Raw genomic sequence first — 16,169 nt, 5'->3', positions numbered from 1 at the left:
GGGATCGCGCCTCGCCACGCTCAGCCGCTTACCACTTCAACTCGACGCCCAGCGTCCCCTGGTGCGACTGGTATCCGTCGCGGAACCGGCCATCGTAGTTGGCATAAAGCCGCCCCGTGTTGCTGAAGATCCAGGACGCCGCAGCACCCGCGTCGGCACCGTTCCGGCTTTCGCGAATGCCTTGCACACTGATCGCGTTGTTGCCGAGGCTGACCTGAACCGCGCCGATGTTCTGCGTGAAGTTATCGACGAACTTGCCATAGACCGACACGTCGATCGCCTGCTGGCCGACGATCCAGTAATGGCCGACTTCCGCGCCAGCCAGCACACGGGCGCGCTCTCCGTGTCCGGCGGCGACCGTCACCGGATTAAAGCCGCCGACCTCCGAGAAACTATCTGTGCGCGCCGAGACGTATTCGAGCGCGACCTTGGGCACGATCCGACTCTGGCCGAAGGAGTAGGTATAGTTGAGTTCGCCGAGCACTCCGTCGATGCTGCCGCGATAGTTCGCGAGCGCGCCGCCGAGCAGCGTGGTGCGGGTCGAACTGATCCGCGCGAAACCATGGACCGCCGCCATCGCCACCGTCCACGGGCCGGTAACGTATGATGCGTTGACGCCAAGCTGCGTCATGCCGAGCGTTGCGGATTGCAGCGCGAGCGGCACATCGATCCAGGTGTGGCTCTGATCGACCGAGAAGCCGACGTTCAGGCCGGGCGCAATGGTGGTGCCGATGCCGCCGACGATCCCAAGCGTCCCGCGCTTGTCGCCGACGAAGGTGCCCTGTGCGGCCGTGCGCGCGCGGATGCCGTAGGTTTCCGCCCATGTCCGGTACAGCGGCTCGACGGTGCTTTGCGACGCGCCACCGCCGCCGGAATTATCCCGCGCTGCGTATCCGTAGGTCGCCTCACGTGCGAGACGTTGCAGAAAGCTGCTGCCGATGTCGAACTGCGCGGCGTTGACCGAGAATTGGGAGTTGTTGTCAGTGACGCCCGGGACGGTCGGTACGAATTGTGCGCTGGCGTTTGAGGCCGCGCACATCGCGGTCAGGCCGGCCACAGTTGCGTGCAGCACCTTCATGCGCCTCAAGCCCGGTCGCGATGCTGTCATTCTCATAAAAAGGGAACTCAAAATGGATTTGCTGCAACCGCGTCCCGCGATTAGCCCCGAATCCAAAGCTTGCGTCAACGTGCCGCCGCGCAGACCGGGGCCATTCGCACCCTCTGTGGTGCTCGCGCCACAGGCATTTTGTGGCTTCGTACCGTCTTGCTAAGACGAAATTTTCGTGTTGGGATTGTTGCTGCAATCGGATTTGGGTCGTTCGGCTGTGCACTTGGAAGACGCGATATCCTGCAAAACATTTGAAGCCCGCTAGCGGCGTGGCACGCGATGAGCGTGACCGCGTCTTTTTTATATCTGGACGAGGAGACGGACGTTGGCAAAAGGTACGGTGAAGTGGTTCAACCCGACCAAAGGCTATGGGTTCATCAAACCGGTGGTCGGTGACAAGGACGTGTTCGTTCACATCTCGGCGGTGGAACGCGCAGGGCTTTCCACCCTCAACGAAAACCAGACTGTCGAATACGATCTCGTGGATAATCGCGGCAAGTCATCCGCGGAAAACCTGAAAGTGTCCTGATCGCGACATAACGGGAATGCGATGCTCCCCCGGCCACCAGCCGGGGGTTTTTGTTTGTGCCTTCGAGTTCGGCGGCGCAGAGCGTGAATTCTGCGTGATCGCTGTTTCGTACCTTGAACGGTTGGCTGGCCTGTGCGTTGCCAGAGGACACTGAGGATCAATATGTACAGCAATAGCCGGACCATCCTTCTCGTCGGGGCGCTGGCCCTGACCTTGGCCGCCTGCAATGAGCAGGCGAACGTCCCCATTGAGCAGGGTTACGGCCCCAAGCCGACGTTGCCGGAGCCGAAGAGTTCGTGGATACCGACGGTCAAGATCGCCACCGCCACGGGTTGGCCATCCGGTGAAAAGCCGACGGCAGCGGACGGTTTTTCAGTGACGGCGCTCGCGTCCGGCCTCAATCATCCACGTACCTTGTTCGTGCTGCCGAACGGCGACGTTCTGGTCGCTGAAACCAATGCCCCGCCGAAGCCCGATGACGGCGGCGGGATCAAAGGGTGGGTAACCAAGAAGGTGATGGGACGTGCAGGCGCAGGTGTGCCGAGCGCGAACCGCATCACGTTGCTGCGTGACGCGGACGGCGATGGCAAGGCCGAGACGAAATCCGTGTTTATAGAGAATCTAAATTCGCCGTTCGGCATGGCGCTGGTGGGTAACGATTTCTACGTCGCCAACACCGATGCGATCATGAAGTTTACGTACCGCGACGGCGACACTAGGATCACGACGGCCGGCACCAAGGTGGCGGATTTGCCAGGCGGCCGGCGCAATCATCACTGGACCAAGGATCTGATCGCCGGTCCCGATGGGACGAAGCTCTATGCAACGGTCGGCTCCAACAGCAATGTCGGCGAAAACGGCATGGAGGCAGAGAAGGATCGCGCGGCGGTTCTCGAAATCGACATCGCGACAGGTTCGTCGCGCGTGTTCGCGTCGGGATTACGTAATCCGAACGGTCCCGCGTGGCAGCCGCAGAGCGGCGCGCTTTGGGTTGTGGTCAATGAGCGCGACGAAATCGGCAGCGATCTCGTTCCGGATTACATGACGTCGGTGAAGGACGGCGGGTTCTACGGCTGGCCTTACAGCTACTTTGGCCAGCATGTGGATGTGCGCGTCAGCCCGCCGCGTCCGGACCTCGTCGCCAAGGCGATCGTGCCGGACTATGCGCTCGGGCCGCACACCGCGTCGCTCGGACTGACGTTCTATCAGGGCGATCTGTTTCCAGAGTCGTTCAAGAATGGCGCGTTCGTCGGCCAGCACGGATCGTGGAACAGGAATCCGCGCAGCGGCTACAAGGTGATCTTCGTGCCGTTCAAGGACGGTATGCCGTCCGGCAAGCCGCAGGATATCCTCACCGGATTTCTCAACGACCAGGGCGAAGCGCGCGGCAGGCCGGTGGGCGTGGCGATCGACAAGCGGGGCGCGCTGCTGGTGGCCGACGACGTCGGCAATGTCGTGTGGCGCGTGACGCCCGCCGCGAAGTCCGCGTCTAGGTAATCGCCGGCACGATCAGCGCAGTGTCAGAACCTGCATTGCCGGTCTTGCAGGAGCCGTTCTCGAGCCGCGTGCCGCCGCTGGCGACGAGGCGCAGCGCATCCGGATAAATCCGATGCTCGACGCCGAGGACACGCAGCGCGAGCGTGTCCGGCGTATCGTCGTCATGCACCGCGACCGCGCCCTGCATGACGATCGGACCGGAGTCCATTTCCGGCACCACGAAATGAACCGTCGCGCCGTGAATTTTGACGCCGTCGGCCAGCGCCCGCTCGTGGGTATGCAGGCCGCGATAGGAGGGCAGCAGGGCCGGGTGGATGTTGAGCATCCGGCCCTCCCACTGCTTGACGAACCACGGCGTCAGCAGACGCAAAAATCCTGCAAGGCAAACCAGTTCGATGTTGTGGGCCACGAGCACGTCATGAAGCTTGCGCTCGAATGCTTCGCGGTCCTTGCCGAACGGCTTGCTTTCGACGGTCGCGATCTCGATCCCGGCGTCGCTCGCCTTCGCCAGTCCGCCGGCGCCCGCGATGTTGGAGATCACCAGAACGATCTCTGCGGGATAGTCCTTGGCCTTCGCGGCTTCGATCAGCGCGGTCATGTTCGAGCCGCGGCCCGAAATCAGAATGGCGACGCGGCGTCGTGCCATCTCAATCCGCCAGGTTGAGGTGGCCGTCGTAAATCACGCGCTCGTCGCCTGATGCTTCGACCACTTCGCCGAGATTCACGACGTTCTCGCCATTCTGCGCGAACACGTCCATCACCTCAACGAGTTGTTCGCGCTTGACGATCGCGATCATGCCGATGCCGCAGTTGAAGGTGCGCAGCAATTCGAGCTCGGCGATATTGCCTTCGCGCGCCAGCCACTTGAACACCGGCAACACCGGCACGGCGGTCAGATCGATGCGGACGCCGAGATGTTTCGGCAGCACGCGCGGAATGTTGTCGGTGAAGCCGCCGCCGGTGATGTGGGCCAGACCTTTCACAGCGCCGGTCTGCCGGATCGCCTGCAGGCAGGACTTCACATAGAGCTTGGTCGGCGTGAGCAGTGCACCGCCGAGCGTCATCACGGGCGCGAAGGGGGCCGGCGCGTCGAACGTCACGCCGGACTTCTCGACGACCTTGCGCACCAGCGAGAAGCCGTTGGAATGAACGCCGGAGGAGGCGAGGCCGATCACCGCGTCGCCGGGACCGATGTTCTTGTGCGGCAGCAGCGTGCCGCGTTCGGCCGCGCCGACCGCGAAGCCTGCGAGGTCATAGTCGCCGTCCTTGTAGAGGCCGGGCATTTCGGCGGTCTCGCCGCCGATCAGCGCACAGCCGGATTCACGGCAGCCCTCGGCGACGCCCGCCACAATCGAGGCGGTGGCCTCGGGGTCGAGTTTGCCGCAGGCGAAGTAGTCCAGAAAGAACAGCGGTTCCGCACCCTGAACCACGAGATCGTTGACCGACATCGCCACAAGGTCGATGCCGATGCCGCCGTGGATCCCGGTCTCGATGGCGATCTTGACCTTGGTGCCGACCCCATCGGTCGCCGCGACCAGCACGGGGTCCTTGAAACCCGCAGCCTTGAGGTCGAACAGCCCGCCGAATCCACCGATTTCGGCGTCGGCGCCCGGCCGTGCGGTGGCGCGCACCATGGGCTTGATGAGGTCCACCAGCCGGTTTCCGGCGTCGATATCGACGCCGGCGGAGGAGTAGGTCAGGCCGGATTTTTGATCGGTCATACTAACCACCACACCAGGTTTCCGTGAGTTAGCCGGTGGTTACGTCGGATTTTGCGCTGGCGCAATGGCTGGCGGACGGGCTGTGCATAGCTAGGAGAACGGGACTTCCGGCGGTGGGCCTTCTGGAGTGGATTTGATATTCGCACTTCGCTTCGCTGCAAGCGCGCATTGCGAATGTCAGACCCAAAACTCCTCTGAAAGCTTATATTTGCCAATGGTCCTTCGATTCTAACATTCGCAAAGGCGTCCACTGAAACGCGACGCCAAATGCCGGAATCCGACCGCTCGCCACATCCTATGCAAGGCTGTGGGGGGCCGCTAAAAGATGAAGAGCCGGGAAAAAGTCGCGTGAATCTGCCGAACATCATCACTCTTGGCCGCATCTTGCTGGTGCCGGTCATCGTCTGGGCGATAGCCTCGAACCAGATGACCATCGCCTTTGTGATCTTCGTCGTGGCGGGGGTCAGCGATGCCGTCGACGGGTTCCTCGCCAAGCGCTTCAACATGCGGACCGAAATCGGGGCTCTGCTCGATCCGGTCGCCGACAAGGCGCTGCTGGTGTCGATCTATGTCGCACTCGGAATCTCGGGGGACATTCCGCGCTGGCTGGTGATCCTGGTGGTGTCGCGCGATTTCATGATTGTGGGTGCGGTGATCATCTCGTGGATTCTCGACAATCCCGTTCCGATGAAGCCGCTGATGGTCTCCAAGCTCAACACCGTGGCGCAGGTGTCGTTCGCAGCGCTGGTTCTGGCCTCGCTTGGTTTCGGTTTCAGTACATGGCCTTACGAGATCGCGTTGATGTTGTGTGTCACGGTCTTGACGCTGCTTTCGGTGTCCTTCTATCTCGTCGAGTGGGCACGACACATGAATGCGGGCGCTCCCACGTCCTGAATGCGGTATGGCCGCGTATTGCGTACCTGGAGTGACTGCGTGGTAGTCCGCGTCCGCCCTCGTCAGTTGGCCCTTGCGTTGCCGCACGCGGAGAGCCTGACGCGCGACAATTTTCTGGAAGGTTCCGCGAACGCGCAGGCACTTGCCTTGATCAATGCGTGGCCGGATTGGCCCAACCGCGTGATGATGCTGGTGGGACCCGAGGGCAGCGGCAAAAGCCACCTCGCGTCGATCTGGGCGGATGAGGCGGGCGCGCGGTCCGTCGCAGCCCATACGCTGACGCCGGACAACGTGCCGGGCGAACTCGCGACCGGCGCGCTGGTTGTGGACGATCTTGACCCCGCGTCATTCGACGATCGCGCGCTGTTTCACCTGCTCAACCTCGCACGCGAAGACGAGGCCTACATCCTGATGACGGGGCGGGCGCAGCCGTCCTCGTTCGCGGTGACGTTGCACGATTTGCGGTCGCGGCTGCGGGCGGTGCCGGTGGTGACGCTGACGCCACCGGACGATCAGCTGTTTCGCGCGCTGATCGTCAAGTTCTGCGCCGACCGGCAGATGAGTGTGGACGAGAGCATTGTCAGCTATCTCGCGACCCGCATCGAACGCTCGTTCGCGGCGGCGCGGCGAGCGGTCGAACAGCTCGACGAAGAGGCGCTTCGGCAGCGCCGCCCGGTGACCCGCGCGCTGGCGGCGGAAGTGCTGAAAGACACTGCGGCCTGACACCCCCCTTTGTTAGGCAAGCCGGAGGCTTAGGGGGGCTCGGTGACGCGCAGATCAAGGTTGAAAGTCAAACATAAGATTGAAACAATACGCTTTCCGGCCCCGGAAGGATGCACGACTAGTACACGCATCGACAAGTCGGACACGTGCGTCGAAGCATGACGAGGTGGAAATGAGCGGGGCGATGTCGCGGCTGGGGGGACGTGCTTTACTGGGCAGGGAACATCGTCTCGTTGATACTTTTTGCCGGAGCAACATGGGTGTTAATCGACACCGGTGATCGCCGATTAGGATTTTTTATCTTTGTCTTTGCGCCTGCGATTCTGGTGTGGGTCGTCGGGCGAGCCTGTCGATACGTCCTCTCTGACCGATAACTTCGACCACTAGTCGTTCGGCGCTGCGGGTACTGCGGCCTGACCGCGCAGGGACTTGGTCATTAACCGGTCCTGGCTCATCATGTCATCGAACTGTCATGACACTGGCACATTGTCTCTGTGGAACGGGCCTAAGGTCCGGTCTGATGACACGATATGAGGTCTCGCTTTATGGACGCCGCGCAAGCTGTTGTAAAAAAAGACGAAAATGAAGAAATCGTAAGCGTGTCGTCGATTGGGTCGAGCCCCGAGCGCTTCATCAATCGCGAATTGTCGTGGCTCCATTTCAATCGCCGCGTGCTGGAAGAGTCGGTCAATCTCAATCATCCGGCGCTGGAGCGGGTCCGGTTCCTGTCGATTTCCGCCAATAACCTTGATGAGTTCTTCATGGTCCGCGTCGCGGGCCTCAAGGCGCAGGTCCGCGAAGGCATCGCCGAGCGCAGCCCCGACGGCTCGACGCCCACCGAACAGCTCGCCAAGATCAACGAGACCGTCTCGAAGCTCGCCAGCGACCAGCAGGAGATCTGGCGCGATCTACGCCATGTGCTGTCCGATGTCGGGATCGTTCTGGTCGACGGCAAGGACGTCACCAAGGCCGAAGGCAGCTGGATCGAGGATCACTTCCTTCACAACATTTTTCCGCTGCTGACGCCGCTGGCGATCGACCCGGCCCATCCGTTCCCGTTCATTCCGAGTCTCGGCTTCACCATCGCGCTGCATCTGGCGCGCGTGTCCGACGGCAAGGCGATGAATGCGCTGATCCGCATGCCGGGCAAGATCGACCGCTTCATCAAGTTGCCGGCCGGCAAGGACGGCTCGGTGCGTCTCATCACCCTTGAGCAGGCCACCGGTCTGTTCATTGGCCGCCTGTTCCCGGGTTACACCGTCAAGGGGCAGGGTGCATTCCGCATCATCCGCGACTCCGAACTGGAAATCGAGGAAGAAGCCGAGGATCTCGTTCGCTTGTTCGAGTCGGCGCTGAAGCGCCGCCGCCGCGGGTCGGTGATCCGCCTCGAAATCGAAGCGCATATGCCCGACGAACTGCGCGCCTTCGTGCAGCGCGCGCTGTCGGTGCCGGACGACGACGTATTGCTGGTCGACGGCGTGCTCGCCATGAACGAGCTGTCGCAACTGACTCGGCTGGATCGTCCCGATCTCGAATTCACGCCTTACGTGCCGCGTCACCCCGAGCGTGTCCGCGATCACGGCGGCGACATCTTTGCAGCGATCCGGCAGAAGGATCTCGTCGTCCACCATCCGTATGAATCGTTCGACGTCGTCGTGCAGTTCCTGCAGCAGGCGGCGCGCGATCCTGACGTCGTCGCCATCAAGCAGACGCTCTATCGCACCTCGCGCGATTCACCGATCGTGCGAACGCTTGTCGAAGCTGCCGAAGCCGGCAAGTCGGTGACGGCGCTGATCGAACTCAAGGCGCGGTTCGACGAAGAAGCCAACATTCGCTGGGCGCGCGATCTCGAGCGCGCGGGCGTGCAGGTGGTCTACGGGTTCCTGGAGCTCAAGACCCACGCCAAGCTGTCGCTGGTGGTACGCCGGGAAGGAGCAGGCCTCACGACTTACGTTCACGCCGGCACCGGCAACTACCATCCTGTCACGGCGCGCATCTACACGGACCTGTCGTATTTCACCTCGGACCCGGTGATCGCGCGCGATGCCGCGCGCGTGTTCAACTACATCACCGGCTACGCCGAGCCGCGCGACATCGAGAAGATGGGCGTGTCGCCGCTGACGCTGCGCAAGCGGATGATCGAGCACATTCACGCCGAGAGCAATCACGCGCGTCACGGCAAGCCGGCGGCGATCTGGCTGAAAATGAATTCGCTGGTCGATCCCGAGATCATCGACGCGCTCTATGAGGCCTCACAGGCCGGTGTGTCGATCGATCTGGTGATCCGCGGAATCTGCTGTCTGCGTCCCGGTGTTCCCGGATTGTCGGAGAACATTCGCGTCAAATCGATCATCGGCCGGTTCCTGGAACACGGACGGGTCTACTGCTTTGGTATGGGGCACGGCCTGCCGAGTGCGAAGGCGGCTGTGTATATCTCGTCAGCCGACATGATGCCGCGTAACCTCGACCGCCGCGTCGAGGTCCTGTGCCCGCTGCAAAATCCTACGGTTCATCAGCAGGTTCTCGAGCAAATCATGGTCGCGAACCTGAAAGACAACGAACAAAGCTGGCAGTTGTTGCCGGATGGGTCGTCAACGCGTATGAAGGCCGCGAAGGGCGAGGAACCTTTCAACGTGCACAATTATTTCATGACGAATCCGAGTCTGTCAGGCCGTGGAAAGTCGCTTAAAGAATCTTCGCCACGTCGTCTTACGCGCCGTTCGGAGCGTTAGCGGCACGAAGAACGAATCCGTGGCCCCCGCAGCCGTTCGCGAACGTCATCGCAACGTGCGCAAGGTTTCCAAGAGCGTCGCGGTCATCGACATCGGATCGAACTCGGTTCGTCTTGTTGTCTACGAAGATAAGACGCGCAACCTCGCGCCCATCTTCAACGAGAAAACGCTGTGCGGCCTCGGCCGCGAAGTGCAGTCCACCGGGCTGCTCGCCGCCGACGCCGTCGAGAAGGCGCTCGTTGCGCTGAAGCGCTTCAAGGCGCTCTGCAAGGTGATGAAAGTCGGCGAGGTTCATGCGATCGCGACGGCAGCCTGCCGCGATGCCACCAACGGTCCGGACTTCATCGCCAAGGCCGAACGCATCTGCGGCTGCCCCATCGACATTCTGTCCGGCGCGCGCGAAGCGAAGCTGTCCGCGCTTGGCGTGGCCTCGGGTGTCTACAAGCCGGACGGGGTGGTTGGCGACCTCGGCGGCGGCTCGCTTGAACTTATTGATGTACGCGGTCATCGCATCCGCACCGGAACGACGCTGCCGCTCGGCGGCCTCGCATTGCAGGACGCGTCGCAGAAATCGCTGAAGAAAGCGGAACGACTCGTCGCCAGTCAGTTGACCGGACTCCCGCAACTCAAGGCGGGCACAGGACGGACATTTTATGCGGTCGGCGGCACATGGCGCGCGCTGGCGCGCATCCACATCATTCAAAGCGGTTATCCGCTGCGCGTCATGCACGGCTACAGCATTCCGGCGGCCGAAGCGCTCGACTTTGCGCGGCGGCTTCGCCGTCTCGCCGCGAGCAATACGCTTGCCGACATCGAGACCGTGGCCGATGCCCGCCGTCCGCTGCTGACCTATGCGGCGCTGGTGCTGGAATATATCATTCGTGTCGCGAAGCCGAAGACCATCGTGTTCTCGACCTACGGTGTTCGCGAAGGATTGCTCTACGAGATGCTGCCCGAAAAGGAGCAGCGCAAGGACGGGTTGATCGCCACGGCGCAGACGATGAACGAGTTGCGCTCGCGTTCGCCGCGCCACGCCGACGATCTGATCATGTGGACCGACAAGCTGTTCCGGGTCGCGGGCCTGCGCGAAACCGACGACGAGAAGCGGCTGCGTCATGCGGCTTGCTGGCTGTCCGATGCAGCCTGGCGCGCCCATCCGGATCATCGCGGCGAACAATCGCTCGATTTCATCATCAACGGAAATTTCGGCGCGGTGACGCATGAGGGCAGGGTGTTTCTCGCGCTCGCGGCTTTCTATCGTTACGCCGGATTGAACCCGGAGAACGAGGCGCCGGAAGCCGTGCGCGCGCTCATTCCGCCCGCGATGGTCGAGCGCGCGCGTCTGATCGGCGCGACGTTCCGCGTTGCTTTCATGATCTCCGCGGCGCAGCGCGGCGTGCTGCCCCACACGCATTTCCGCAATCAGGGCCGCAAGCTCATCCTGGTATTCGACAAGCGGGCCACCGACCTTGCCGCCGACCGCGTCACCAATCGCTTCAAGCAGCTCGCGCGCCTGATCGGGCGCACCGGCACGATCGTAAAACAATAGGGATGCGCGCGTCTGCTGGATCTCTCGGCAGGCTCGATCCCGGTCCATTGTGGTATGCGACGGCGCTGGCGCTCGTTGCAGGCTTGGCAGCTCCGTTCTTTCTCGTCGATCTGCCTCCGGTTCTGGATTATCCGAACCACCTCGCGCGCTACTTTGTTCTCGCCCATCCGAACGATCCATTTCTTTCGCAAATGTACGCGCCGCGCTGGGGCATCCTGCCGAATGTCGGCATGGATGTTCTCGGCGTGAGCTTGCTGAAATTTGTCGAACCGCATTTTGGCGGTCGATTGATACTGGCCTTGAGCCTCTTTGTGCCGGTGTTGGGAGTTGTTGCGTATAGCCGAGTGGCTTTCGGGCGCTTCACCTATTGGCCGTTGGCCTCCGGGCTCGTCGCCTGGAACGCTGTCTTCTTTCTGGGGTTCATGAACTTCCTGCTGTCGGTGGGACTTGCCTTCGGCGCTGCCGCGCTTTGGACGATGCTGGTTCGGCGCGGTCAACGATGGAGCGCGGCCGTGCTTCTCGCGGGCGCTGTGGCTGTGATTTTCTTCTGCCATATCTTCGGTGTGTTGCTCACGGCGCTCCTGATCGGTTCATACGAACTGGCTCGCCTTCTCGATCTGAGGCGAGACGGAGCGTTGACCTTGGGTGAGGGGTTGCGAACCTGCCTTCTGATCGCGCTGACTCTGAGCCCGGCGGTCGCGCTCTATCTGGCGTCACCTTTGTCGGGCGATTCCACTCCCGGCACATGGGACGGCCTGCAAAAGGTCTTCGTGGCGTTTGCGCCTTTCACTGTCTACAGCACGGTCCTGACAGTGGCGACCGGAGTTGTTTTCTTTTCTTTTCTCGTTCTCGTCTGGCGTCATGCCGTCTTCGCGCCGGGCGCCCCGCTGGCGCTTGCGGTATTGGGATTGGTGTTCGCCGTAGCACCATCGACAATCAAGAACGGCACGTTCGTTGACGGACGGCTGGCGTTGATGTTTGCGCTGCTGATTTTCGCAGGCATGCAGCCGCGGATCACGCCACGTCAGGGCTTGCTGGCGGGTCTGGTCTTCGCGGCGTTGATCGGCATTCGCACAGGCTATGTTGCGTGGGCCTGGATCGATCATCGGCATGACGTCGCAGATGTCAGGTCTGCCATTGCAGAGGTGAAGTCAGGTTCTCGGGTGTTGGTGGCGCGAGGCCAGCCGGGGCACAAAACAGCCGGCGTCTCGCCGCCGGAGCGGGCGCTGCCGGGAATGTACAGGCTTGATGGACACCTCGGTGCGCTGCTTGTGATAGAACGGCGCGCGTTCTGGCCGCTGATGTTCGCCGATCCTGCCCAGCAGCCCTTGATGGTGAAGCCCCCCTATGACCGGATCGCCCATCCGCTCGCAGAGCCGGTGGATTGGCCTGTGTTGCATCAGGACCGGTTTACTCCGAAAGACCTCACCGCAGCGCGCTATCTGCCGGACTGGCGGGCAAACTTCGATTATGTCCTGCTGATCGATCCGCCGACGCGGTTGCAGCCTCCGCCGTCTGGTCTGATGCCTGTGGTTTCCAACGGTTACGCAGTTCTCTATCGGGTAACATCAGCGCCCGCAGCGGCTGTGAAGCGATAGAGCGCCGTTAACGTCAGAAATCGGGTGGATGGTTCATCGTTCGCAACGTAGCTCTGGGCTCCAAAGAGGAGCTTTGTATGACAGTTGTAGCTAAACCCAGGGTTACCGCGTCGTCCGATTCATCCCGCGTCGAGGCCATGGATTGGCCGGGCATCGCCACGCATCTCGACGGTAACGGCTGGGCCGTGTTGCCGCGCTTGCTGTCGCCGGAGGAATGCGGCGCAATCGCCGGGCTCTATGGCGAAGAGAGCATCTTCCGCAGCCACATCATCATGGGCCGGCATGGCTTCGGACGAGGCGAATACAAGTACTTTTCCTATCCGCTGCCGGACATCATCGCCGATCTGCGGACGGCGCTGTATCCGCAACTCGCGCCGATCGCCAACCGATGGAACGAGTCGATGGGGATCGATGTGCGCTATCCGGCCGTGCATGCCGACTTCATCAAGCGCTGCCACAAGGCCGGTCAGACGCGGCCGACGCCGCTGCTGCTCCAGTACACCGCGGGCGACTACAACTGCCTGCATCAGGATCTGTACGGCGAGCATGTGTTTCCGCTGCAGGTCGCGATCCTGCTGTCGGAGCCGGAGCGCGACTTTACCGGCGGCGAGTTCGTGCTGACCGAGCAGCGCCCGCGCATGCAGTCGCGCGCGGCGGTGGTGCCGCTGCGTCAGGGCGATGCGGTGGTGTTTGCGGTTCATCAGCGTCCGGTACAGGGCACCCGTGGGACCTACCGCGTCAATCTCCGGCACGGTGTCAGCCAGCTCCGGTCTGGCCACCGCCATACCGTCGGGATCATTTTCCACGACGCCAAATAGGAGCACGGGCGGGTTCGGGGCTCGACGTCTGGCAGGTTTGTCGCTTTGGCACATTTGTCGCGTTGGCACATTTGTCGCATAAGACGACATCGACACGTGTGCCCGCAACGAGAAGCCGAACCCGATATGAGCAATGCCACCCTGGATCGCGTCGTGAAGGAAATCACCGACGAGATGATGGAACGAAAGGATCGTGGAGAGGTCGCCACCTATATTCCGGAACTGGCTGGCGTCGACGTCAACTCGTTCGGTCTCGTCGTGGTCGATTCCAATGGACACGTCGCGGCAGGCGGGGACGCCGACACGACGTTCTCGATTCAAAGCATTTCCAAGGTGTTCACGCTGACGCTGGCGCTGGGCATGATCGGCGACAAGCTGTGGCAGAGGGTAGGGCGCGAGCCGTCGGGCAGCCCGTTCAATTCGATCGTTCAGCTCGAACGCGAACGCGGCATTCCGCGCAATCCGTTCATCAACGCCGGTGCGATTGCGGTGACCGATGCCATCCTGTCCGGGCATCAGCCCAAGGAGACGCTCGGCGAAATCCTCAGATTCATGCAATTTCTCTCCGGCGACTCGTCGATCACGATCGATGAGGCGGTCGCGGCCTCGGAGCAGCGCACCGGCTTTCGCAACATCGCGCTGGCGAACTACATGAAGTCGTTCCGCGTCGTCGAGAATGCGGCGGAGCTCACGCTCGGGGTTTATTTCCATCAATGCGCCATTGCCATGTCGTGCCGTCAGCTTGCGCTGGCGGGGCGGTTTCTCGCTCATTCCGGACGCAATCCCTCGACGGGATTCCTGGTGGTTCCGCCGGAGCGGGCGCTGCGCATCAACGCCGTGATGCTGACATGCGGGCATTACGACGGGTCCGGAGAATTCGCCTATCGGGTGGGTCTGCCGGGCAAAAGCGGCGTCGGGGGCGGCATCCTGGCCATCGCGCCGGGCAAGGCGTCCATCGCGGTCTGGTCGCCGGGCCTCGACTCGAACGGCAATTCCCGGCTTGGCCGCGACGCCCTTGAAAACCTCAGCAAGCGGATGGGATGGTCGATCTTCGGCGCGTGACGGGCGTGACGCGCTTCGCGAGCCCCCAAAGCAAAAGGGCCGAAGCTTGATGCTTCGACCCTTTTATTCGACGTCGTTATCCACCGGGCGGACCTGCCACCCGGGCGTCATGCCGGCCGGCGGCATCAATGTTCGCTGCCCCGCTTGGCGTCTTCGATGGCGGCTTCGTGGTACCAGCCGCTGCCGGAGACTGCGTAGTCGAGTGTCGGCTTGGCGGGCTCGCTTCGGCTGCTGAGCGCGGCTCGGCCGCCCACGGGGAATTGGTAGATTTTGGCCGTCGGCTGGGTCGAATTGGGTGTCATTCCGGTCTCCTCTCGGTGGGCGCGTCAGCGCTTCGAGATAATGTAAGTGGAACGCACGTCTTTTGCGCGGTTTGCCCTATAAAAAGCAGGCGTTTGCATACAATTTGCGCATCCGCGATTCTGCGCCTTCACTCAGCATGCGCTCGAAGCGTTAACGCACCCACACCTGAAGGGTTTCAGGATCGGACCAGCTTGAATCGGACCGCCGCCAAACGAGGCAGGCGGGAAAACTGATGCGAAAACGCGCACATGGCTGAGCGGTACTGGCGAATCAGTCTGGTGCAATGGATGGGACGAGGGGGACCTGACCCGCTGTGGACAGCGTCCCGCCAGGGGCCCGGTTGGCATGTTAAATGCTTATTAAGGGCCAGCCGTTTGCGGCCGGGTTCCCCGGTGGCTAAACCGGCCGGGAACTTAGCACGCAATCGTTCACTCACGAGAGATCGCAATGACAAAGTATAAGCTCGAGTACATCTGGCTCGACGGATACACCCCAACACCTAACCTCCGCGGAAAAACACAGATCAAGGAATTCGATGCGTTTCCGACGCTCGAGCAGCTCCCGCTGTGGGGCTTCGACGGAAGCTCGACCATGCAGGCCGAAGGCCACAGTTCGGATTGCGTTCTGAAGCCCGTTGCCATCTATCCCGATGCCACGCGCATCAACGGCGCTCTGGTGATGTGCGAAGTCATGATGCCGGACGGCAAGACCCCGCACGTGTCCAACAAGCGCGCCACTGTTCTCGATGACGCCGGCGCCTGGTTCGGCTTCGAGCAGGAATACTTCTTCTACCAGGACGGCCGCCCGCTCGGCTTCCCTGAGGCTGGTTATCCAGCACCGCAGGGCCCGTACTACACCGGCGTCGGCTACAGCAACGTCGGTTCGGTCGCCCGCGAGATCGTCGAAGAGCACCTCAACCTGTGTCTCGCTGCCGGCATCAACCACGAAGGCATCAACGCCGAAGTGGCGAAGGGCCAGTGGGAGTTCCAGATTTTCGGCAAGGGCTCCAAGAAGGCCGCTGACGAAATGTGGATCGCGCGTTACCTGCTTCTGCGTCTCACCGAAAAGTACGGCATCGACATCGAATTCCACTGCAAGCCGCTCGGCGACACCGACTGGAACGGCTCGGGCATGCACGCCAACTTCTCGACCGAGTATATGCGCACGGTCGGCGGCAAGGACTACTTCGAAGCGCTGATGAAGCAGTTCGACAAGAACCTCATGGACCACATCGCCGTCTACGGCCCGGACAACGACAAGCGTTTGACCGGCAAGCACGAGACCGCGCCGTGGAACAAGTTCAGCTACGGCGTTGCCGATCGCGGTGCTTCGATCCGCGTTCCGCATTCCTTCGTCAACAACGACTATAAGGGTTACCTGGAAGACCGCCGCCCGAACTCGCAGGGCGACCCCTACCAGATCGCTTCGCAGATCCTGAAGACGATCTCCGAAGTTCCGACGGGTGCCAAGAAGGCGGCGGCCTGAGGGCCTCAAGGCTAAGCTATCCAGAGATAGCTTGAGCCATGAGTTACCCCTTTTGGTTCAAGTTAGTGCCGGACGGAAGCTTACGCTTCCGCCCGGCTTTTCTTTTGCGGGCGCGGTCCCCGGAAACCGGGTGGAAGAAGCGCCGTGAAT

The 16,169-nt window shown here is 62.0% G+C and carries 14 protein-coding genes; 10 read left to right on the top strand and 4 right to left on the bottom strand.

Features of this window, described 5'->3' with window-relative positions; translation table 11 throughout:
- Positions 1-28: 28 nt before the first annotated feature.
- The gene (locus HNQ36_RS06385) at positions 29-1,114 is read right to left on the bottom strand and encodes an autotransporter outer membrane beta-barrel domain-containing protein (RefSeq protein WP_184083175.1); all 1,086 of its coding nucleotides are present in this window, start codon (positions 1,112-1,114) and stop codon (positions 29-31) included.
- A gap of 319 nt (positions 1,115-1,433) precedes the next feature.
- Here HNQ36_RS06385 and HNQ36_RS06380 point away from each other — a divergent pair, with 319 nt between their 5' ends.
- Both HNQ36_RS06380 and HNQ36_RS06375 read left to right on the top strand, forming a co-directional pair.
- Positions 1,434-1,637, top strand: coding sequence for a cold-shock protein (locus HNQ36_RS06380; RefSeq protein ID WP_046826516.1), 204 nt, complete (start codon positions 1,434-1,436; stop codon positions 1,635-1,637).
- 162 nt (positions 1,638-1,799) lie between these two features.
- Positions 1,800-3,134, top strand: coding sequence for a PQQ-dependent sugar dehydrogenase (locus HNQ36_RS06375; RefSeq protein ID WP_184083173.1), 1,335 nt, complete (start codon positions 1,800-1,802; stop codon positions 3,132-3,134).
- Here the strand turns inward: HNQ36_RS06375 and purN are convergent.
- Positions 3,127-3,780 carry a phosphoribosylglycinamide formyltransferase gene (purN, locus tag HNQ36_RS06370; RefSeq protein WP_184083171.1) on the bottom strand — a complete coding sequence of 218 codons (654 nt, stop codon included), beginning with the start codon at positions 3,778-3,780 and terminating at the stop codon, positions 3,127-3,129. The genes HNQ36_RS06375 and purN overlap by 8 nt on opposite strands.
- A 1-nt stretch (position 3,781) precedes the next feature.
- Complete coding sequence (gene purM / locus HNQ36_RS06365; RefSeq protein ID WP_184083169.1) at positions 3,782-4,855, bottom strand: phosphoribosylformylglycinamidine cyclo-ligase; 1,074 nt, start codon at positions 4,853-4,855, stop codon at positions 3,782-3,784.
- A 348-nt stretch (positions 4,856-5,203) separates the two neighbouring features.
- Between purM and HNQ36_RS06360 the strand changes: the two genes are divergently transcribed.
- The 7 genes from HNQ36_RS06360 (at position 5,204) to HNQ36_RS06330 (ending at position 14,231) form a co-directional block, all read left to right on the top strand.
- Entirely contained in the window at positions 5,204-5,749 is a 546-nt protein-coding gene (locus HNQ36_RS06360) for a CDP-alcohol phosphatidyltransferase family protein (RefSeq protein WP_184083167.1), read from the top strand.
- 39 nt (positions 5,750-5,788) lie between these two features.
- Complete coding sequence (locus HNQ36_RS06355) at positions 5,789-6,472, top strand: P-loop NTPase family protein (RefSeq protein WP_184083165.1); 684 nt, start codon at positions 5,789-5,791, stop codon at positions 6,470-6,472.
- Positions 6,473-7,017: 545 nt separating this feature from the next.
- The gene (locus tag HNQ36_RS06350; RefSeq protein WP_184083163.1) at positions 7,018-9,204 is read left to right on the top strand and encodes an RNA degradosome polyphosphate kinase; all 2,187 of its coding nucleotides are present in this window, start codon (positions 7,018-7,020) and stop codon (positions 9,202-9,204) included.
- Positions 9,205-9,223: 19 nt separating this feature from the next.
- Positions 9,224-10,753: an exopolyphosphatase gene (gene ppx, locus HNQ36_RS06345; protein WP_184083161.1), complete on the top strand. Its 1,530-nt coding sequence runs from the start codon at positions 9,224-9,226 to the stop codon at positions 10,751-10,753.
- 2 nt (positions 10,754-10,755) lie between these two features.
- Positions 10,756-12,351 (top strand): hypothetical protein, encoded by a 1,596-nt coding sequence (locus HNQ36_RS06340; RefSeq protein WP_246395296.1) that lies wholly within the window; start codon positions 10,756-10,758, stop codon positions 12,349-12,351.
- Between the two features lie 77 nt (positions 12,352-12,428).
- On the top strand, positions 12,429-13,169 hold the full coding sequence (locus tag HNQ36_RS06335) for a 2OG-Fe(II) oxygenase (RefSeq protein ID WP_184083159.1): 741 nt from the start codon (positions 12,429-12,431) through the stop codon (positions 13,167-13,169).
- A gap of 126 nt (positions 13,170-13,295) precedes the next feature.
- Positions 13,296-14,231: a glutaminase gene (locus HNQ36_RS06330; protein ID WP_184083157.1), complete on the top strand. Its 936-nt coding sequence runs from the start codon at positions 13,296-13,298 to the stop codon at positions 14,229-14,231.
- A gap of 125 nt (positions 14,232-14,356) precedes the next feature.
- Here the strand turns inward: HNQ36_RS06330 and HNQ36_RS06325 are convergent, their stop codons facing one another.
- Complete coding sequence (locus tag HNQ36_RS06325) at positions 14,357-14,533, bottom strand: DUF2735 domain-containing protein (RefSeq protein ID WP_081758758.1); 177 nt, start codon at positions 14,531-14,533, stop codon at positions 14,357-14,359.
- 448 nt (positions 14,534-14,981) lie between these two features.
- On the opposite strand from HNQ36_RS06325, the gene HNQ36_RS06320 reads away from it, so the two are divergent.
- A complete protein-coding gene (locus tag HNQ36_RS06320) occupies positions 14,982-16,019 on the top strand; it encodes a glutamine synthetase beta-grasp domain-containing protein (RefSeq protein WP_184083155.1) in 1,038 nt (345 codons plus the stop codon).
- Positions 16,020-16,169: the final 150 nt, after the last annotated feature.

Source organism: Afipia massiliensis (assembly GCF_014203115.1).
GTDB lineage: Bacteria > Pseudomonadota > Alphaproteobacteria > Rhizobiales > Xanthobacteraceae > Afipia > Afipia massiliensis.
The sequence above is the reverse complement of the archived record's forward strand: the minus strand, read 5'-3'. Positions and strand labels throughout refer to the sequence as shown.

Excerpts from the sequence above, each read along its gene's own strand:
- HNQ36_RS06325 (WP_081758758.1), bottom strand. The coding sequence starts at position 14,533 with ATGACACCCAATTCGACCCAGCCGACGGCCAAAATCTACCAATTCCCC.
- HNQ36_RS06350 (WP_184083163.1), top strand. The coding sequence starts at position 7,018 with ATGGACGCCGCGCAAGCTGTTGTAAAAAAAGACGAAAATGAAGAAATC.
- HNQ36_RS06335 (WP_184083159.1), top strand. The coding sequence starts at position 12,429 with ATGACAGTTGTAGCTAAACCCAGGGTTACCGCGTCGTCCGATTCATCC.
- HNQ36_RS06340 (WP_246395296.1), top strand. The coding sequence starts at position 10,756 with ATGCGCGCGTCTGCTGGATCTCTCGGCAGGCTCGATCCCGGTCCATTG.
- HNQ36_RS06375 (WP_184083173.1), top strand. The coding sequence starts at position 1,800 with ATGTACAGCAATAGCCGGACCATCCTTCTCGTCGGGGCGCTGGCCCTG.
- purM (WP_184083169.1), bottom strand. The coding sequence starts at position 4,855 with ATGACCGATCAAAAATCCGGCCTGACCTACTCCTCCGCCGGCGTCGAT.
- purN (WP_184083171.1), bottom strand. The coding sequence starts at position 3,780 with ATGGCACGACGCCGCGTCGCCATTCTGATTTCGGGCCGCGGCTCGAAC.
- HNQ36_RS06320 (WP_184083155.1), top strand. The coding sequence starts at position 14,982 with ATGACAAAGTATAAGCTCGAGTACATCTGGCTCGACGGATACACCCCA.
- HNQ36_RS06385 (WP_184083175.1), bottom strand. The coding sequence starts at position 1,114 with ATGAGAATGACAGCATCGCGACCGGGCTTGAGGCGCATGAAGGTGCTG.
- HNQ36_RS06330 (WP_184083157.1), top strand. The coding sequence starts at position 13,296 with ATGAGCAATGCCACCCTGGATCGCGTCGTGAAGGAAATCACCGACGAG.